Genomic DNA, 16,021 nt, shown 5'->3' with positions numbered 1-16,021 from the left:
CGCGGCCGCTACGCCGCGACGTCGCGCAACGCGCTGTCCCAGTCGCGCGCGAACCGCTCGATCCCGAAGCGCTCGCGCGCGTCGCGCCTCGCGGCCGCGCCCCACTCGCGCGCGAGGTCCGCGTCGCGGATCAGCATGCGCATCGCATCGATCAGCGCGGCCGGACGCGTGTCGGCCACGCCGTTGCTGCCGGTCTTCACGAGCTGCGCCATCTCGGTCGTTGCCAGTGCAACGATCGGCAGCCCGATCATCATCGCCTCGATCACCGCGAGCCCGAGGCTCGTGTAACGGATCGGATTGAAGAAGAACCGGTAGTGCGACAGGAACTGCGGCAACGCCGGGTTCGGCACCTCGCCGATCCCGCCCAGCTCGGCCGAGCCCATGCCGACCAGATCGAGCGGCACGTTGCGACGCACTTCCTCGAACAGGTCCGCGCCGAGCCGCCGGCCGCGCCGCGCGAGGTTGTTCACGACCGTCACGCCCTTGGGCAGCGTGCCGTGATACGCGACGTCGTCGGGCACCAGCACGCCGTGCTCGATCACGCGCGTCGGCGTGACGCCGTTGTCCCACATCAGCGCGTTGAACGGCGTCACGTGCACCAGCAGGACGTTCGGGTCCTGCACCGGATGCAGCGTGTCGGTCGGATGCTCGCGCGGCGGATCGTGTTCGACGAACAGCGTCGGCAGCGCGCGCTGCGCGTCGCTCAACAGTGTGAGCCGATCCTGCGCGTAGTGGCTGTGATGCTGATACAGCACGCAGTCGAACTCGGTGTCGCGCACGCATTCGGCCGGCACTTCGAACACGTTGTCGCCCCACGGCAGATGGCCGACGCGCCCGGCATAGCCGGGCGGATGCTGCGGCCGCGTCACGAGATAGAAATCGTGCGGCGTCTGCGACAGGTAATACAGATAGTTTCCGTGCACGTGCCAGGTAAGCACGCGCAACCGTTTACGTGACATGACGTCTCTCCTGGGCGAGCAGCGTGCCCGCCTGGTGAATCACGTCGTCGACGCCGATCGCGATCGCGCATTCGTGCCCGTACGGGCACGTGTCGAACATGCACGGCCGGCAGGCCGGATAGCTCGCGAGCACGCGATGACGTTCGGCGTCGAGCGGCGCCCAGCGGGCCGTGTCGCTGCCGCATGCGACGACGACGCTCGGTGTGCCGAGCGCCGCCGCGACGTGCGACACGCCCGTGTCGTTACACAACAGCAGCCGCGCGCGCGCGATCAGCGCGGCCATCGCGCCGAGCGGCGTGCGGCCGCACAGGTTCACGCACGGCCGCGCGAGCTGCTCCGCAAACGCGTTGGCCAGCGCGAGCTCCGCGCGCGTGCCGGTCAGCACGATTTGCCAGCCGTCGTCGGCAAGCTGCCGCGCGGTGCGCGCGAAGCGCTCGACCGGCCAGCGCCGCGACGCCATGCGCGCGCCCGGATGGACGACCACGTAGCGGCCCGGCTCGAGCGCATGCTCGTCGCGCAGCACGTGCCACAGCGCATAGTCGAGGCCGCCGAGCGGAAATTCCAGGTAATCGCCCCAGTCGCGATAGCCGAGCTTGCGCATCAGCGACAGGTAGCGCGTGACTTCGGGTTCGTCGTCGCGCCACACGATGGAGCAGTCGAGCGCGGTCGTGCCGCCGTCGGCCGGGACGAAGCCGGCGGTGCGCGCCGCGCCGAGCGACGCGACGATCGCGTTGGTGTGCGCGCCGCTGCCGTGCAGCTGGATCGCGAGATCGAAATCGCGCGCGCGGCATTCGGCGACGAAGGCCTCGCGTGCGGCCGCATCGGCGGCCGGCTGTTCGGCGAGCCCCGGCGCACCGGGGAACGCGATGAAATTGTCGATGTAGTCGGAGAAGCGCGACGCGAACTCGCGCGCCCACGGCAGCCCGATCAGCGTGATGCGCGCCTCCGGCTCGCCGCGCCGCAGCGCGCGCAGCGCCGGCACCGCGCACAGCATGTCGCCGAGCTGCAGCGCGCGAAACACCGCGATGCGCGTCGGACCGGACGATGAAGCCGAATCGTGCGTCATAGGAAGAACACCCGGAAATGAAGCGCGCCGCGCAGCCGCCAGTACAGCGACACGGGCGGAATCGCGATCGACGTGACGATCATCTCGGCCACGTGCGACGGCGTGAGCTGCGTGCCGCGCAGCCGCTTGATGCAAAACGCGGCCGTGATCGCGGCCCACACGAGCGCGCAGGCAATGCCGGCCGCGCGCCAGCCGAGGGCGAAGCAGCCGAGCGCGCCGAGCGCGAACAGCACGGCCGCGTAGTAATTCCACGGCGGCGTCGGCCGGATGTGCCGCCGGTAAGTCACGCGATGCTTCTTGTACAGCAGCGCGTCGAAATACACCTTCGACTGCTGGCCGATGCTGGTGCCCCAGCGCGCCGGGCGCACGGGGTGGACGATCCGCGCGGCCTCCGCCTCGACGATCGGCCCCGCGTGCTCGCGCAACGCGAACATCAGGTCGGCGTCCTCGCGCCACGCGCGCGTGAAGCGTTCGTCGAAGCCGCCGACGCGCTCCAGCGCCGCGCGCCGCACGAAGCAGTTGGCGGTCGCGAATTCCGCATGCGCGAGGCCGGCCGCATCGCGTTCGTAATCGGTCGGCCGCGGGCGCAGCGGCACGTCGATGCGCCCCGCCGCCGCCGACGCCGACGGCTCGGCCAGCAGGGCTGCCGAACCATGACGCAGCCACGCGGGGTCGGGAATCGTGTCGTCGTCGGTGAACGCGATCAGCCCGCCGCGCGCGCTGCGCCAGCCGACGTTGCGCGCGCCGGCCGGCCCCTGCGTGTCCGGCGCGCTCATGTAGCGGATCACGGGCACGTCGCTCACGCGCGCGCGGCACGCATCGACGACTGCGCGCGCGCTGCCGGCCGGATCGTCGTCGACCACGACGATCTCGTAGGCCGTCGGGTCGAACGCCTGCGCGCACAGCGCGTCGAGGCAGCGTTCGAGCAGATCGGGCCGACGATAGGTCGGCACGACGACCGACACGACCGGTGCCTGTTGCGTGTCACGCATGTTCATGTCGCGGCTTCTCCAGCAGGAACGAACCGATCACGAGCGCGTCGAGCGGCGAGGTCCAGAAGCATTCGATCGCGTCGCGCGGCGAGCAGACGATCGGCTCGCCGCGCGTGTTGAACGACGTGTTGACGAGCACCGGCACGCCGGTCAGCGCGTTGAACTCCGACAGCAGCGCATGCAGCAGCGGATGCTGGCTTTCGTCGACGGTCTGCACGCGCGCCGTGCCGTCGATGTGGCGCACGGCCGGAATCGTCGCTTCGGCGCCGGGCGCGACGTCGTAGACGAACAGCATGAACGGCGCGCGCAGCGGCGTGCGGCGGCCGCCCCGGAACCACTCGTGCGCATGGCTTTCGAGCACGACCGGCGCGACCGGCCGGAAATCCTCGCGATCCTTGATCCGGTTCAGCTTGTGCTGCATGTCCGGATCGGTCGGCGATGCGAGGATCGAGCGGGCGCCGAGGGCGCGCGGGCCGAACTCCATGCGGCCCTGGAACCAGCCGATCACGCGGTTCGCCGCGAGCAACGCAGCCGTCTGTCCGGCGACGTCATCGAGCCGCCGGTACGGCAGCTGCGCTTCGGTGAGGAACGCTTCGATTGCCTCGTCGCTGTACGACGGCCCGAGATACGCGTGGTCCATGCGCCAGTCGCCGCGCGCGCCGCGGATCCGGAAGTCGGTCCACAGCGCGGCGCCGAGCGCGGTGCCCGCATCGCCGGCGGCCGGCTGCACCCACACGTCGTCGAACGGGCCGCGGTCGCGGATCTTCGCGTTCATCACGCAGTTCAGCGCGACGCCGCCGGCCATCGCGAGCTGCTTCTCGCCGGTCTGCGCGGCGAGCCATTCGACCGCCTGCAGCGTCGCTTCCTCCAGCACCAGCTGCAACGCATGCGCGATGTCGCAATGATGCGGCTCGATCGGGCCGCCGCGTTCGCGCGGCGGGCCGAACAGCGCGGCGAGGTCGCCTTCGACGATCTCGTAGCGTCCGTCGCCCGCGTAGCGCACCAGCTTGCGCATCTCGTCGGCATACACGGGCTTGCCGTACGACGCGAGCGCCATCACCTTGTACTCGTCGGACGAATGCAGGAAGCCGAGGTAGTGCGTGACGCGCTCGTACAGCAGCCCGAGCGAATGCGGCAGGTTCACCTGGCCGAGGCGCCGGTACGACTTGCCGTCGAACAGGCCGTAGCTCGTGGTCGCGCGCTCGCCGCGCCCGTCCATCGTCATCACCGCGCAGTGGTCGTACGGCGCCGCGAGAAACGCGCTCGCCTCGTGCGCGAGATGGTGCTCGATGAAGTGCCAGCGGAACGGCCCGTCGTGCCTGACGCCGCGAAAGCGCCGCTGCAGATGGTGCGGCGCGCCGCCCGCGAGCTGGCGCGACGCGTTCACGATCGACGACAGGAACAGCGGATGCCACGGCGACGCGCCGTCGGCGCGCGGCGCATGGGCGGACGGCTGCAGCGGCAGCGTCAGTTCGGGCTCGGCCCCGTGACGATCGAGCTCGAGCCACGGGTCGTACGAATAGGCGACGTGATCGACGTCCGCGAGCGCGATGCCGGCTTCCGCGAGACAGTAGTCGATCGCGTGAAACGGCAGCTCCCACGTCGAGAACGGCACCGGCCGCTTCGCGTGCTTCACGTGCGTGAATCGCTCGTCTTCGGCGGCCGCGATCACGATGCCGTCGCGCACGAGGCACGCGGCGCTGTCGTGAAAGGCGGCGTTGATACCCAGCGTATAAATGGGTTCGGGCATGCGTCAGCTCCTGGTGATGGCGTGCGCGAAGGGGATCACGTTCGAGGCGTTCACCGCGACCGGCGCGGCGCCGTGTGCGGCGGCGCGCGCGGCCGCACGCAGCGCATGACGCTCGCTGCCGCGCAGCAGCGCGTGCGTCGCCGCGACGACGTCATCGACGCTCACGCCGAGCAGGCACGGATGCCCCGGTTGATCGCACACGCTGCGATAACAGTTGCGGCACGGCACATCGACGTTCAGCACGCGGTGCGGCACGCGCCACGGCGTGTGCTGCGGGTTGGTCAGCGCGTACAGGTCGACGACCGGCGTGCCGAGCGCGGCCGCGAGATGCACGGGGCCGCTGTTGTTCGACAGCAGCAGGTCGGCCGTTTCGATCAGCGCGCCGAGCTCGCCGAGCGGCAGCGCGCCGGCGAGCGGCACCGCGCGCGGCCCGGCGCGCTCGCACACGGCTTCGACCAGCGCGCGCTCGCTCGCGCTGCCGGTCACCGCGATGCCGTCGAACAGCGGCGCGAGCCGCGCGGCCGCCTCGCCGAAGCGCTCGGCCGGCCAGCGCCGCGACGCGGCGCTCGCGCCCGGATGCACGACCAGCCAGCGCGCGCGCGCCGGGTCGCGCGGCCCGCCGAGCCGTTGCAGCGCCGCGCGCAGCCGCGCGTGCAGCGCGCGGCGCGCGGCGTCGCCGGGCTCGAACGCCATGCGCCAGTCCGAGGTCGTCGCGCCGATCGAGCGCACCAGCGCGAGCTGGCGCGCGACCTCGTGGCGCACGTGCGATTCCGGCTCGGTCTCGGGCACGCGGTCGGTCAATAGCTCGTACGGATTCTCGCGGCAATGCGCGAGCCGCAGCGGAATGCCCGCGAGCCAGCACATCATCGCGGCCGGCAGCGGGCTCTGGCTGTAGACGGTGAAGATCACAGCCGCATCGAAGCGCCCGGCCAGCAGGCGGTCGACCATGTCGAGATCGGCCACCGGATCGCCGCGCGCTTCCGGATGCTTGACCCACGGCGCGTCGTACGTCCACACGTCGTCGACCATCGGCAGGTGGCCGGCGAGCGCCGCGCCGCTGCGCGACGTCAGCAGCGTGAGCTGGCGGCCGCGGCCGCCGTCCTTCAGCGCGCGCAGCGCGGGCGTCGTCATCAGCACGTCGCCGAGGCTGTCGAGGCGCACGCACAGGATCCGGCGCGCACGATCCCAGGCGGTGCTCATCGCCGCACCCACGTGCCGTGACGCCGCGCGACCTCGCGCACGACGATGTCGGCCGCGAGATCGAGCCGGTCGACCACGTGGTGCGGCGTGCGTGCGGCGTCGAGCCGCCATTCGGTCTCGTTGCCGCAGTCGACCAGAATCGTGCCGCAGCGCGCGGTGCGACCGGCCTCGACGTCGTCGAGGATGTCGCCGATCATCCAGCTCGACTCGGCGAGTGCGCCGAGCGTCGCGAGCGCGCGCCGGACCATCCCGGGGCGCGGCTTGCGGCAGATGCAGTCGCAGGTGTAGCGCGGCACGCTGCCCGCCGGGTGATGCGGGCAGTAAAAAAAATCCGCCAGCGCCGCGCCGTTCTCTTCGAACAGTTCGGCGAGACGCTGACGGACCGCGCCAAGCTTCGATTCGGGGAAGTAGCCGAGCGCGACGCCCGGCTGGTTCGAGACGACCGCGATCGGCATGCCGGTCGCGCCAAGCGTGCGCAGCGCGCGCGCGGCGCCGGGCGCGAGCCGCATGCGCGCGGGATCGACGTTGTACGGCACGTTCTCGAGCAGCGTGCCGTCCTTGTCGAGCAATACGGCGCCGGGCAGCCGGCGCTCGCGCGTCAGGGCCATGACGTCTCCTTCATCGGCAGCACCATCAGCTCGGGCACGACGGTGCCCGGCGGCTGCGTCAGCACGAAGCGCACGGCGGCCGCGACGTGCTCGGGCGGCTGCAGCGTGTCCTCGTCGATGTCGGGGAAGCGGTCGAGCAGGAACGGCGTGCGCATCCCGCCGGCGACGATCGCCGAGACGCTGACGCCCGCGGGCCGCAACTCCGCATGCAGCGCATGCGACAGCCCGAGCAAGCCCCACTTGGTCGCGTGGTACGCGGAGGCGTTCGGCCACGCGCGCTTCGAGGCGGTCGACGCGATGTTGACGATGTGCCCGCTGCCACGCGCCTTCATGATCGGCACGGCCGCGTGGCACATCAGATACGGGCCGAACAGGTTGGTCATCATCACCTGCTGCCAGGCGTCGACGCTGACGTCGTCGATCGGCGCGGTCACGTCGATCGCCGCGTTGTTGACGATCACGTCGAGATCGCCGAGCGCCTCGCGCGCGTCGTGCACGACCTGCAGCACCGACGCTTCGTCGCGCACGTCGAGCGGCCGTCCGATCGCCTGTCCGCCGTGCCGCGCGAGGCGCTGGGCGACGGCTGCGGCGCGGTCGCCGTCGAGATCGGCAACGATCACGTGTGCGCCGTACTGCGCAAGTTCTTCGCAAATGGCCTCGCCGAGGCCACGGCCGCCGCCGGTGACGAGTGCGGTGCGGCCGGCGAGCGGCGGTCGGGCTGAATCGTGAGTCGCGTTCACATATACCTCCTGCAAGCGGTTCGAAGAAATCCTGAGGATCGAGGCCGTGACACTTGTCGGAACAAGTGTCGATGCGGGGTAGTACAGCGAGAAGCGTGCCACTGCCGGGGCGCCCGCGCCGCATCGCGCTGGCGCGCGCGCCCGCTGGCTTTTTTATAACCGGCTGTAAAAACCGGCCCGCAAGCGCGCGCTCAGATCGCGAGCGCGTCCGGCGTGGCCTGCGCGCGATGCTTCGCGACCGCGCGCAGGCAGTGCGCGATGCAGCCGGCGAAGGCTTCGTCGAACCAGGGCTGCGCGCCCGACACGCCCACCACGATGCCGTGCTGCGCGACCGCGCCCCACAGGTTCGTGTCGCCCGCGCGCAGCCGGTACGGTTCGAGCGCCTGCACGACGTGGCCGTCGCGGCCGGTTTCCCACGACAGCCGCGCCTTCGCGCGGGCGTATGCGCGGTAGTCGGCATCCCAGTCCTTCGGGTCGGGCAGCGAGAACTCATACAGGATCGCGTCTTCGAACGCCGCGTCATGCGGGCCGATCGCCGGGTCCATGATGACGATGTGCAGACAGCCGCTGTCGCCGACGAAGTCGCTCTGCAACGCCGCCGACAAGGTCGGCAGCAACAGCTCGACGGCCGCGACCGCGGCCTGACGGTCGGCGAACGCGCTACCGCCGCGCTGCTGCGTCGGCGTTTCGGGAATCGTCGGGTTCAGAAGGTTCGGCATGTATCTCTCCAGTGGAAGTTGCGAGCGCGCGCAGCGTCGCGATCAGGTCGGCCGCTGCCGCGGGCTTGGTCAGGTAAGCATGGAATCCCGCTTCCACCGCGCGCGTGCGGTCGCGCTCGCGCGCGTGGCCGGACAGCGCGAGCGCTTCGAGCGGTGCGCGTCCGTCGCGCGGGCGCTCGGCGTCGAGCTGGCGCACACGGCTCATCACCGCATAGCCGTCGTCTTCGTCGTCGCCGAGGTCGATGTCGCAGACGAGCAGCGCCGGCCACTCCGCGCGCCGCGTGCGCCACAGATCGTCGAGCAGCGCCTGTCCGGACGCGAACGCGTGCACGTCGGCGCCGGCCGTCTGCAGCAGCGCGGTGAGCGCCTCGCGCGCCTCGTCGTGATCGTCGACGCATGCGATGCGCAGCCCGTCCAGCGGCTTCGCGCCCGCGGGCTGCGCGTCGGTCGAGGCCGGCGCGACCGCGCTCATCGGCAGCGACAGGTGCAGCGTCAGGCCGTTGTCGTCGCGTTCGCGCACGACGTAGCCGCCCGCCTCCTCGATCGCCGTCTGCAGCGGGTCGAGATCGACCAGCGACAGCTCCGGCGCATCGACGCCCGCGCACGTGATCGTGATGCGCGCGTCCGGGTCGTGACGCGCGGTGCGCACCTCGAGCTGGCCGCCGCCGCTCGCGTCGATGCCGGCGCGGCACATTTCCCAGACGAAACGCCGCAGCGCGGCCGCGTCGGCCTTGACGACGAGATCCTCGTCCGCCAGTTGGCGAAACACCGGCACCGCGCGCTGCGCGGCCGCGTCGGCGAGCGAATCGAGCACCTGCGCGACCAGCGGATTGATGCGCACCGGCAGCCGCGCGAACTTCGCTTCGGTGCGCTCGAGCTCGCGCTGCTTCGCCTGCAACGCCCACATCTGCGCATAGACGCCGCCGCTCGCGAGCAGCTCGTCGTGCGTGCCCTGCTCCACGAGGCGGCCGTGCTCCATCACGAGAATCCGGTCGGCATCGACGACCGTCGACAGCCGGTGCGCGATGATGAGGCTCGTGCGGTGCTGCGCGACGCGCATCAGCTCCTGCTGGATCGCGCGCTCCGAGCGCGTGTCGAGCGCCGACGTCGCCTCGTCGAACACGACGATCGGCGGCGCCTTCAGCAGTGCGCGCGCGATCGCGACGCGCTGCCGCTCGCCGCCCGACAAGCGCACGCCGCGCTCGCCGACCCGCGTGTCGTACGCGTCGGGCAGCCGCTCGATGAACGCGTCGAGCTGCGCGCTGCGCGCGGCCGCGATGATTTCCGCGCGGGTCGAGTCGCGCTTGCCGTAGCCGATGTTGTACGCGAGCGTGTCGTTGAACAGGATGGTGTCCTGCGGCACGATGCCGAGCGCGTCGCGCAGGCTGCGCTCGGTGACGAGGCGCAGATCCTGGCCGTCGATGCGGATGATCCCGGCGTCGGGCTGGTAGAGGCGGAACAGCAGCCGCGCGAGCGTCGACTTTCCCGAGCCGCTGCCGCCGACCACCGCGACCGACTGGCCGGGCTCAATCCGGAACGACACGTCCCACAGGATCTGCCGGCTCGGCTCGTAGCCGAAGTCGACGTGCTCGAACTCGATCGCGCCGCCGCGCACCACGAGCGGCTGCGCGCCCGGTGCGTCGCCGTCCTCGCCCGGCTTGCCGCGCGCGTCGAGCAGCCCGAACAGCCGCTCGATGTTGGTCAATGCGTCGTTCGCCTCGCGGAACACGAAGCCGAGCGCGTTCAGCGGCAGGCTGATCTGGATGATGTACGCGTTGATCAGCACGAGATCGCCGACCGTCATCGTGCCGCGCGCGACGTGCTGGCCGGCGAGCAGCATCACCGCCGCGATGCCGGCGCCGATGCAGGCGCTCTGGCCGATATGCAGCGTCGACAGCGCGTACTGGTTGTCGACGCCGGCGTCGCGCCACGCGTCGAGCACGCGCTCGAGGCGGCTGCGCTCGACGTCCTCGCGCGCGAAGTACTTCACCGTATCGACGTTCAGCAGGCTGTCGACCACGCGCGAATTCGATTCGGCTTCCAGCGCGTTCACGCGGCGCTGATAACGCATCCGCCGCCGTGTCAGCGTGATCGTGTACGCCGCGTAGACCGCGAACGTGACGAGGATGATCGCGGTGAAGCCGCCGCCGTACTTGCTGATCACGATCACCAGCACCGAGCCGATCTCGATCGCGGTCGGCACGACGGTGAACACTGCGACGCCGAGCAGATAGCCGATCCCGGCTGTGCCCTTCTCGAGGTCGCGCACCACCGCGCCGGTTTCGCGCTGCGCATGAAAGCGCGCGCCGAGCCGATGCAGGTGGCCGAAGGTGCGGGTCGTGAACGACGCGACGGTGTGCTGCGTGACCTGCACGAACGTCATGTCGCGCACTTCGTTCAGTGCGTTCGCGGCGAAGCGCACGACCGCGTACGCGAACAGCAGCCACACCGGCAGCGCCATCGGCTGGCGCGCGGCGCCGGCGAAGCCGTCGATGATCTCCTTGAGCAGCAGCGGCACCGAGATGGCCGCCGCCTTCGCGAGCACGAGCAGCGCGACCGCGGCGAGCACGCGCGCGCGGTACTGCCAGATCGCGCGCCACAGCTCCAGTGCGATGCGCATGCGCAGGCCGCGCTCGCGGCGCTCGCGGCCGGCTTCGCGCGCGCCGGCGCCGCGCGTGTCACGATCGTCGCCCGTGCCCCGAAGCAGGTCGTCGGTCCCGTTGTTCCCGTTGGTCATGCGTACGATGTCGGTGTCCTTGGTCTATCGGTCGCGCGCATCGCTCGTCAATGGCGCGGCTCGCGGTCGGCGCCGTTTTCGTCGCGGCGGGCGGACCCGGACTCCGGCTCGGGCTCGGGCTCGCGGGTGTTCGGGTTCGGCCGGGTCGGCGTGACCGTGCGTTGCGACGGACGCAGCACCTTGCCCGTGTCGTGTTCGCCGTCGCGACGCACGCGCACGCGGTTCTCGACGTCGCGCACGCCCATGCAGTCGTCGGAGAGATCCTCGATGTCGTGCTTCATCCAGCGCGTCGGCACCGTGCCCTCGAGCACGACGCAGCCGTCGCGAACCTCCACGCTGACGTCGCTCACGTCGATCTCGAGCGCGCGCGCCAGCCGCTCGCATACGTCCTCGCGAATGCGCTCGTCGGAACGCGTGTAGCCCTTCGGGCCGGTGCGAGCGCGCATCGCGCCGCCGCCGAAACGCGACAGGTCCGGCGCTTCGCCGGGCCGGTCGTCGCGCGGGTCGCGTGCGTCGCGTGCGTCGCGCGGGTCGTAGCCACGTTCGCCGCGGTAGCCGCCGGTACGCCATTGCGGTTCTCCGCCGCGCTCGCCGCCCGCGCGTTGCGGGTCGCGACGACGTTCGCCGTAGCCGCGGCCCGGCTCGCGCGCGCCGGCGGGCGCATCGCGCCATCCGGCGCTGCGTTCTTCGGCCGGCGAGCGCGCGGCGCGCTCGCTCCATTCGCTGCCCCAGTCCTCCGGGCCGACGTCCTCGCTCCTGAACCGGTGGTATGCCGATTCGTACGCTTCTTCCGGCCACGGCGACGGCTCGTCGGTGATACCGCGTCCCACGCCCCGGTACGCGCGTTCGTCGCGCTCCTGCCAGTCGGACGAGCGACTGCGGCCGCCCTGCCCTCCGGGATATCGTCGTTGCATGGTGTCTCTCCTGGTTCGCGCCCGTTGCACGCACGGCCCGATGCCGCATCGCGGCGCGCGTCGATGCAAGGGTTGCAAGCTGCGTGCCGCATTCGTTGCAGCTGCGGGCAGCGCCGACCGATGCGGTGACGGGATCGATGTGGCTCTGGCGGTTGTCGGCGTGTTCGGCGTTCTCGGCGTTCTCGGCGTTCTCGGCGTTCTCGGCGTTCTCGGCGTTCTCGGCGTTCTCGGCGTTCTTGCGGTTCTTGCGGTTCTTCCGGTTCCCAGCGTGCTCGGATGCCCGCGCCCCCGGCGCTCGCGCCAGCGGTCCCTACAAAAACGCCGGAGGCACGCCATTCAGATACCGCCGGCCCACGCGTCCCTGCACCAAGCCGTACCCGACCACCGCCACCTACCCCACCGGCCGCCCGTCATCGAAAGCCCCTACCCAGGCCGCACTATCTGCAACGCGATTGCAGTTTTTTCGCATGCACCGATCGCAAGCCGCCCGCTAGACCGACCCGGCATCCGGATCGTCGGTATTGCCCGGTTCGCTCAGCCGCTCGGTGTGATCCGGTTCGATGTCCGCATCTTCGTCGAGCCCCGCGTCGCCGTCTGCGGACGCGCGCTCGCCGGTACCCGCACGGTCCGTGTCGCTGTCGAGCGCCGCGTCGCCGCGTTCGAGCGCGTGCTGGTCGAGCGGCGAATCGACGTCGAATGCGTGACGCCGCGCGCCGACCGTATCGCTGCCGCTGTCCGACGAGTCGCTCGGCCCGAGCGCCCGTCCATCGCGGCCGCGTCGCTCGTTGTCCTCGTCGGGGCCGATCGGCTCATTGTCGGGGTCCAGTGTGCTGTTCATGTCGATGCCCTCTCGTAACGGTGAAGCGCCGCCGAAGGCCGCCGTACGGGCCGCAGCGGGCAGGTGGCAGCGCTGCGCAATCGGCATGCCGGGCCGGCCGCTCGCAGGGGGCACGCGTGATGCGCACCCATTCATCAGGGGAATTGAGTACCCTTATGGTTTCGACCGGGTCCATTCGATTCCAACAATTGCCGCAGCGGCGCACCCGGCGTCGGCCGGCCGCCGCTCGCGCGAGCCCCTTTCATTAGCCGTTCCGATGACACAAGACGACGCCATTTCCGACCCGCATCCGCCACTCGGCCCCGCCGATGCACGCGATCTCCTGCACCGCTTCGCCGAATTCCGGTTCGAGACGGTCGTCGGCGCGATCACCGACTACGCCGTATTCATGCTCGACCCGCAAGGCAACGTCGCCACGTGGAATCAGGGCGCCGAGCGCATCAAGGGCTATCTGCCGGCCGAAATCCTCGGCCATCATTTTTCGCGCTTCTACCCGCCCGAAGCGATCGCGGCCGGCCGGCCCGCGTTCGGGCTGCAGGAAGCGGTCGCGCACGGCGGCTTCGAGGACGAAGGCTGGCGCGTGCGCAAGGACGGCTCGCGGTTCTGGGCCAGCGTGACCATCACCGCGGTGCGCGGGCCGGGCGGCCAGCTGGTCGGCTTCATCAAGATCACGCGCGACATGACCGAGCGCAAGCGGCTCGCCGAACTCGAAGCGTCGACGCATCGGCTCAGCGTGTTCATCGCCATGCTCGCGCACGAGCTGCGCAACCATCTCGCGCCGCTGCGTCATTCGGTCGGCGTGCTGCAGAGCCTGCCCGAGCCGGCGCCCGCGCTCGCGCAGTGCCGCGACGCCGTGCATCGCCAGGTCGGGCAGCTGACGCGGCTCGTCGACGATCTGCTCGACGTCGGCCGCATCACCGCCGGCAAGCTCGAGCTCGACACGGCGCCGGTGACGATCCGCGATCTCGTGTGCCGTGGCGTGGAGAGCGTCCAGCCGAAACTGGCGGCGCGCGAGCAGCACCTGCGCGTCGACGTACCCGACGCGCCGCTCGTCGTGCGCGGCGATGCGGCGCGGCTCGTGCAGGTGCTGCACAACCTGCTCGACAACGCGTCGAAGTTCTCGCCATACGGCAGCCAGATCGACATCGGCGCGCGCATGGAGGACGGCACAGCCGTGATTCGCGTCAGCGACCGCGGCATCGGCATCGCGCGCGGCGCGCTCGAGTCGATCTTCGACCTGTTCGACCAAGGCAACGCCACCGGCACGCTCGCATCGGACGGCTTCGGCCTCGGCCTCGCGATCTGCCGGTCGTTCGTCGAACTGCACGGCGGCGCCATTTCCGCGGAAAGCGCCGGCCCCGGCCAGGGCGCGACGTTCGTCGTGCGGCTGCCGGCCGAGCCCGCCGACCAAGCAACCGCGCTCGAAGCGTCAGGCGCGCGCAGCATCGCGCCGCCCGCTGCCGAGCCGCTGCGCATCGTCGTCGTCGACGACAACCGCGACTCCGCCGATACGCTCGCCGTGCTGCTCGAAGTGAAAGGCCACGCGCCGCGCGTCGCGTACAACGCCGACGACGCGCTCGCGCTCGCGCGCGAGTTCGCGCCGCAGCTGATGCTCGTCGACCTGTCGATGCCCGACGTCGACGGCTTCACGCTGCTGCGCGAACTGCGCGCGATGGATACGCTGGCCGGCACGACCTGCGTCGCGCTGTCCGGCCATGCGCGGCCGACCGATCGTGCGCGCACCGCGAGCGAGGGCTTCGACGATCACCTCGTGAAGCCCGTCGAGATGGCGGTGCTCGACGCGCTGCTGGAGCGCGTCGCCCGCAACGCTCACGCGAACCGCTGAACCCTCACGCCGCCATCGCCCGGCACATCGCCGCGCAGGCTTCGCAGGCCTGCGCGCAGCGCCGGCAGTGCTCGTGCGCATGGCGGCCGCATTCGGCCGCGCACGCATCGCACGCCTGCGCGCACAACGCGCACACTTGCGGCGCGAGCGTGCTGCGCCGTGCCATCGCGCCCGACGCAACGCGGCACAACTGCGCGCATTCGATGTCGAGCGCGATGCAGCGGGCCAGCGGGTTCGTGTCGGATTCGGCGAGGCATCCGGCCGCACACGTGTCGCATGCGCGCGCGCATGCGTCGCACGCGGCGATGCAGTTGTCATAGGAAGCGTTCGTTTCGTTCATCGCAGTACTCCTCGTGATGGTTGCATCGGTCAGGGCGTCAGCTTCACTTTCATCCAGCCGGGCTCGCGCACGTCGAACGCGCGATACGCGTCGATCGCGTTGGTCAGCGGCTCGCGGCGCGTGAGCACCGCGGCCGGATCGAACGCGCCGCTGCGCACCAGCTCGATCAGATGCGGCGTGATGGTCCGGTGATTGCAGTTGCCCATCTTGATCGTCAGGTTGCGGTTCATCGCCTCGCCGATCGGAAACACGCGGGCCTGCGCCGGATACACGCCGATCACCGACACCGTGCCGGCTTTCGCGACCGCGCGCACGGCCCATTGCAGCACCTGCGACGGCCCGTCGCCCGGCACCCAGTTGCGGCCGTCCGGCTTGCGGCGCGGTGCCACCGCGTCGACTTCCGTGTCGAAGGCGCGCGCCGCGTCCGCATCGGCCGCCGCGGGCCCATGCGTGGCGCGCATCGCGTCGACGCCGACCGCATCGATCGCGCGGTCCACGCCGATCCCGCCGGTAAGCCGCAGCACCGCGTCGACCGGATCCTCCTCGGCGAAGTCGATCGTCTCCGCGCCCTGTGCGCACGCCATGTCGAGCCGCGACGCGATGCGGTCGATCGCGAACACGCGGCCCGCGCCCATCAGCTTCGCGCTCGCGATCGCGAACTGGCCGACCGGCCCCGCACCGAACACCGCCACCGTATCGCCCGGCTTGATCTCCGCGAGCTGGGCGCCGAAGTAGCCGGTCGGGAAGATGTCGGACATCAGGATCGCGCGGTCGTCGTCGATCGAATCGGGCAAGCGGATCAGGCTCGCATTCGCAAGCGGCGTGCGCGCGTATTCCGCCTGCAGTCCGTCGAATGCGCCGGTGTCGGCCGGACCGCCAAAGAACGCGGTGCCCGCGCGCGGGCCGCCCGGATTCGCGACGTCGCATTGCGCGGTGTAGCCGGCGCGGCAATACGCGCAGCTGCCGCACGCGATGGTCGACGGGATCAGCACGCGGTCGCCGCGTTTCAGATTGCGCACGTCGCGTCCGACCGCCTCGACGATGCCGACGCCCTCATGGCCCAGAATCGTGCCCGGCTTCATGCCGCCGAGCGTGCCGCGCACCATGTGCAGGTCGGTGCCGCAGATCGCGCTGGCCGTCAGCCGCACGACCGCGTCGGTCGGCTGCGCGAGTTGCGGGTCGGGCACCGTATCGATGCGGATATCGCCGATGCCGTGAAATACCACTGCTTTCATGTCAGGCCCTCCTTGTCGAAAGTGGGAACGGTCCGGGGACCGTCGCACTGTTCGAGCAAAGCACGCGCCTGTTGCGC

The 16,021-nt window shown here is 70.9% G+C and carries 14 protein-coding genes; 1 reads left to right on the top strand and 13 read right to left on the bottom strand.

The window, feature by feature from the left end:
- Window positions 1-8: 8 nt before the first annotated feature.
- The 11 genes from C3Y15_RS02810 to C3Y15_RS02760 form a co-directional block, all read right to left on the bottom strand.
- Window positions 9-959, bottom strand: a complete 951-nt coding sequence (locus tag C3Y15_RS02810) for a glycosyltransferase (protein WP_059460759.1) — start codon at window positions 957-959, stop codon at window positions 9-11.
- A complete protein-coding gene (locus C3Y15_RS02805) occupies window positions 949-2,025 on the bottom strand; it encodes a glycosyltransferase family 9 protein (RefSeq protein ID WP_059456165.1) in 1,077 nt (358 codons plus the stop codon). Before C3Y15_RS02805 ends, C3Y15_RS02810 begins: the two co-directional genes overlap by 11 nt.
- Window positions 2,022-3,023, bottom strand: a complete 1,002-nt coding sequence (locus tag C3Y15_RS02800) for a glycosyltransferase (protein ID WP_045579557.1) — start codon at window positions 3,021-3,023, stop codon at window positions 2,022-2,024. The genes C3Y15_RS02805 and C3Y15_RS02800 overlap by 4 nt, the downstream gene beginning before the upstream one ends.
- Entirely contained in the window at window positions 3,010-4,767 is a 1,758-nt protein-coding gene (locus C3Y15_RS02795; protein ID WP_059460760.1) for a carbamoyltransferase C-terminal domain-containing protein, read from the bottom strand. The genes C3Y15_RS02800 and C3Y15_RS02795 overlap by 14 nt, the downstream gene beginning before the upstream one ends.
- Window positions 4,768-4,770: 3 nt before the next feature.
- The gene (locus C3Y15_RS02790; RefSeq protein ID WP_011879843.1) at window positions 4,771-5,967 is read right to left on the bottom strand and encodes a glycosyltransferase family 9 protein; all 1,197 of its coding nucleotides are present in this window, start codon (window positions 5,965-5,967) and stop codon (window positions 4,771-4,773) included.
- Window positions 5,964-6,575, bottom strand: a complete 612-nt coding sequence (locus tag C3Y15_RS02785; protein WP_011879842.1) for an HAD-IIIA family hydrolase — start codon at window positions 6,573-6,575, stop codon at window positions 5,964-5,966. The genes C3Y15_RS02790 and C3Y15_RS02785 overlap by 4 nt, the downstream gene beginning before the upstream one ends.
- On the bottom strand, window positions 6,566-7,315 hold the full coding sequence (locus C3Y15_RS02780; protein WP_011879841.1) for an SDR family oxidoreductase: 750 nt from the start codon (window positions 7,313-7,315) through the stop codon (window positions 6,566-6,568). Before C3Y15_RS02780 ends, C3Y15_RS02785 begins: the two co-directional genes overlap by 10 nt.
- Window positions 7,316-7,506: 191 nt before the next feature.
- Entirely contained in the window at window positions 7,507-8,034 is a 528-nt protein-coding gene (locus C3Y15_RS02775; protein ID WP_043292740.1) for a hypothetical protein, read from the bottom strand.
- Window positions 7,976-10,654 carry an ABC transporter transmembrane domain-containing protein gene (locus tag C3Y15_RS02770; RefSeq protein WP_166677033.1) on the bottom strand — a complete coding sequence of 893 codons (2,679 nt, stop codon included), beginning with the start codon at window positions 10,652-10,654 and terminating at the stop codon, window positions 7,976-7,978. The genes C3Y15_RS02775 and C3Y15_RS02770 overlap by 59 nt, the downstream gene beginning before the upstream one ends.
- A gap of 164 nt (window positions 10,655-10,818) precedes the next feature.
- Entirely contained in the window at window positions 10,819-11,685 is an 867-nt protein-coding gene (locus C3Y15_RS02765) for a BON domain-containing protein (protein WP_059581667.1), read from the bottom strand.
- Between the two features lie 490 nt (window positions 11,686-12,175).
- Window positions 12,176-12,523, bottom strand: coding sequence for a hypothetical protein (locus C3Y15_RS02760; protein ID WP_011879837.1), 348 nt, complete (start codon window positions 12,521-12,523; stop codon window positions 12,176-12,178).
- A 256-nt stretch (window positions 12,524-12,779) separates the two neighbouring features.
- On the opposite strand from C3Y15_RS02760, the gene C3Y15_RS02755 reads away from it, so the two are divergent.
- Entirely contained in the window at window positions 12,780-14,369 is a 1,590-nt protein-coding gene (locus C3Y15_RS02755; RefSeq protein WP_060042789.1) for an ATP-binding protein, read from the top strand.
- A gap of 4 nt (window positions 14,370-14,373) precedes the next feature.
- On the opposite strand, the gene C3Y15_RS02750 is transcribed toward C3Y15_RS02755, so the two are convergent.
- Both C3Y15_RS02750 and C3Y15_RS02745 read right to left on the bottom strand, forming a co-directional pair.
- Window positions 14,374-14,709 (bottom strand): ferredoxin, encoded by a 336-nt coding sequence (locus C3Y15_RS02750; protein ID WP_011879835.1) that lies wholly within the window; start codon window positions 14,707-14,709, stop codon window positions 14,374-14,376.
- A gap of 29 nt (window positions 14,710-14,738) precedes the next feature.
- Window positions 14,739-15,944, bottom strand: coding sequence for a zinc-dependent alcohol dehydrogenase (locus C3Y15_RS02745; protein WP_046428944.1), 1,206 nt, complete (start codon window positions 15,942-15,944; stop codon window positions 14,739-14,741).
- Window positions 15,945-16,021: the final 77 nt, after the last annotated feature.

The organism is Burkholderia sp. B10 (assembly GCF_004368385.1).
In the GTDB taxonomy this organism is placed as follows: domain Bacteria; phylum Pseudomonadota; class Gammaproteobacteria; order Burkholderiales; family Burkholderiaceae; genus Burkholderia; species Burkholderia vietnamiensis.
The sequence above is the reverse complement of the archived record's forward strand: the minus strand, read 5'-3'. Positions and strand labels throughout refer to the sequence as shown.

What these genes read in the sequence shown, in the direction of transcription:
- C3Y15_RS02810 (WP_059460759.1), bottom strand. Translation starts at nt 959, where the DNA reads ATGTCACGTAAACGGTTGCGCGTGCTTACCTGGCACGTGCACGGAAAC.
- C3Y15_RS02805 (WP_059456165.1), bottom strand. Translation starts at nt 2,025, where the DNA reads ATGACGCACGATTCGGCTTCATCGTCCGGTCCGACGCGCATCGCGGTG.
- C3Y15_RS02800 (WP_045579557.1), bottom strand. Translation starts at nt 3,023, where the DNA reads ATGAACATGCGTGACACGCAACAGGCACCGGTCGTGTCGGTCGTCGTG.
- C3Y15_RS02795 (WP_059460760.1), bottom strand. Translation starts at nt 4,767, where the DNA reads ATGCCCGAACCCATTTATACGCTGGGTATCAACGCCGCCTTTCACGAC.
- C3Y15_RS02790 (WP_011879843.1), bottom strand. Translation starts at nt 5,967, where the DNA reads ATGAGCACCGCCTGGGATCGTGCGCGCCGGATCCTGTGCGTGCGCCTC.
- C3Y15_RS02785 (WP_011879842.1), bottom strand. Translation starts at nt 6,575, where the DNA reads ATGGCCCTGACGCGCGAGCGCCGGCTGCCCGGCGCCGTATTGCTCGAC.
- C3Y15_RS02775 (WP_043292740.1), bottom strand. Translation starts at nt 8,034, where the DNA reads ATGCCGAACCTTCTGAACCCGACGATTCCCGAAACGCCGACGCAGCAG.
- C3Y15_RS02770 (WP_166677033.1), bottom strand. Translation starts at nt 10,654, where the DNA reads ATGCGCATCGCACTGGAGCTGTGGCGCGCGATCTGGCAGTACCGCGCG.
- C3Y15_RS02765 (WP_059581667.1), bottom strand. Translation starts at nt 11,685, where the DNA reads ATGCAACGACGATATCCCGGAGGGCAGGGCGGCCGCAGTCGCTCGTCC.
- C3Y15_RS02760 (WP_011879837.1), bottom strand. Translation starts at nt 12,523, where the DNA reads ATGAACAGCACACTGGACCCCGACAATGAGCCGATCGGCCCCGACGAG.
- C3Y15_RS02755 (WP_060042789.1), top strand. Translation starts at nt 12,780, where the DNA reads ATGACACAAGACGACGCCATTTCCGACCCGCATCCGCCACTCGGCCCC.
- C3Y15_RS02750 (WP_011879835.1), bottom strand. Translation starts at nt 14,709, where the DNA reads ATGAACGAAACGAACGCTTCCTATGACAACTGCATCGCCGCGTGCGAC.
- C3Y15_RS02745 (WP_046428944.1), bottom strand. Translation starts at nt 15,944, where the DNA reads ATGAAAGCAGTGGTATTTCACGGCATCGGCGATATCCGCATCGATACG.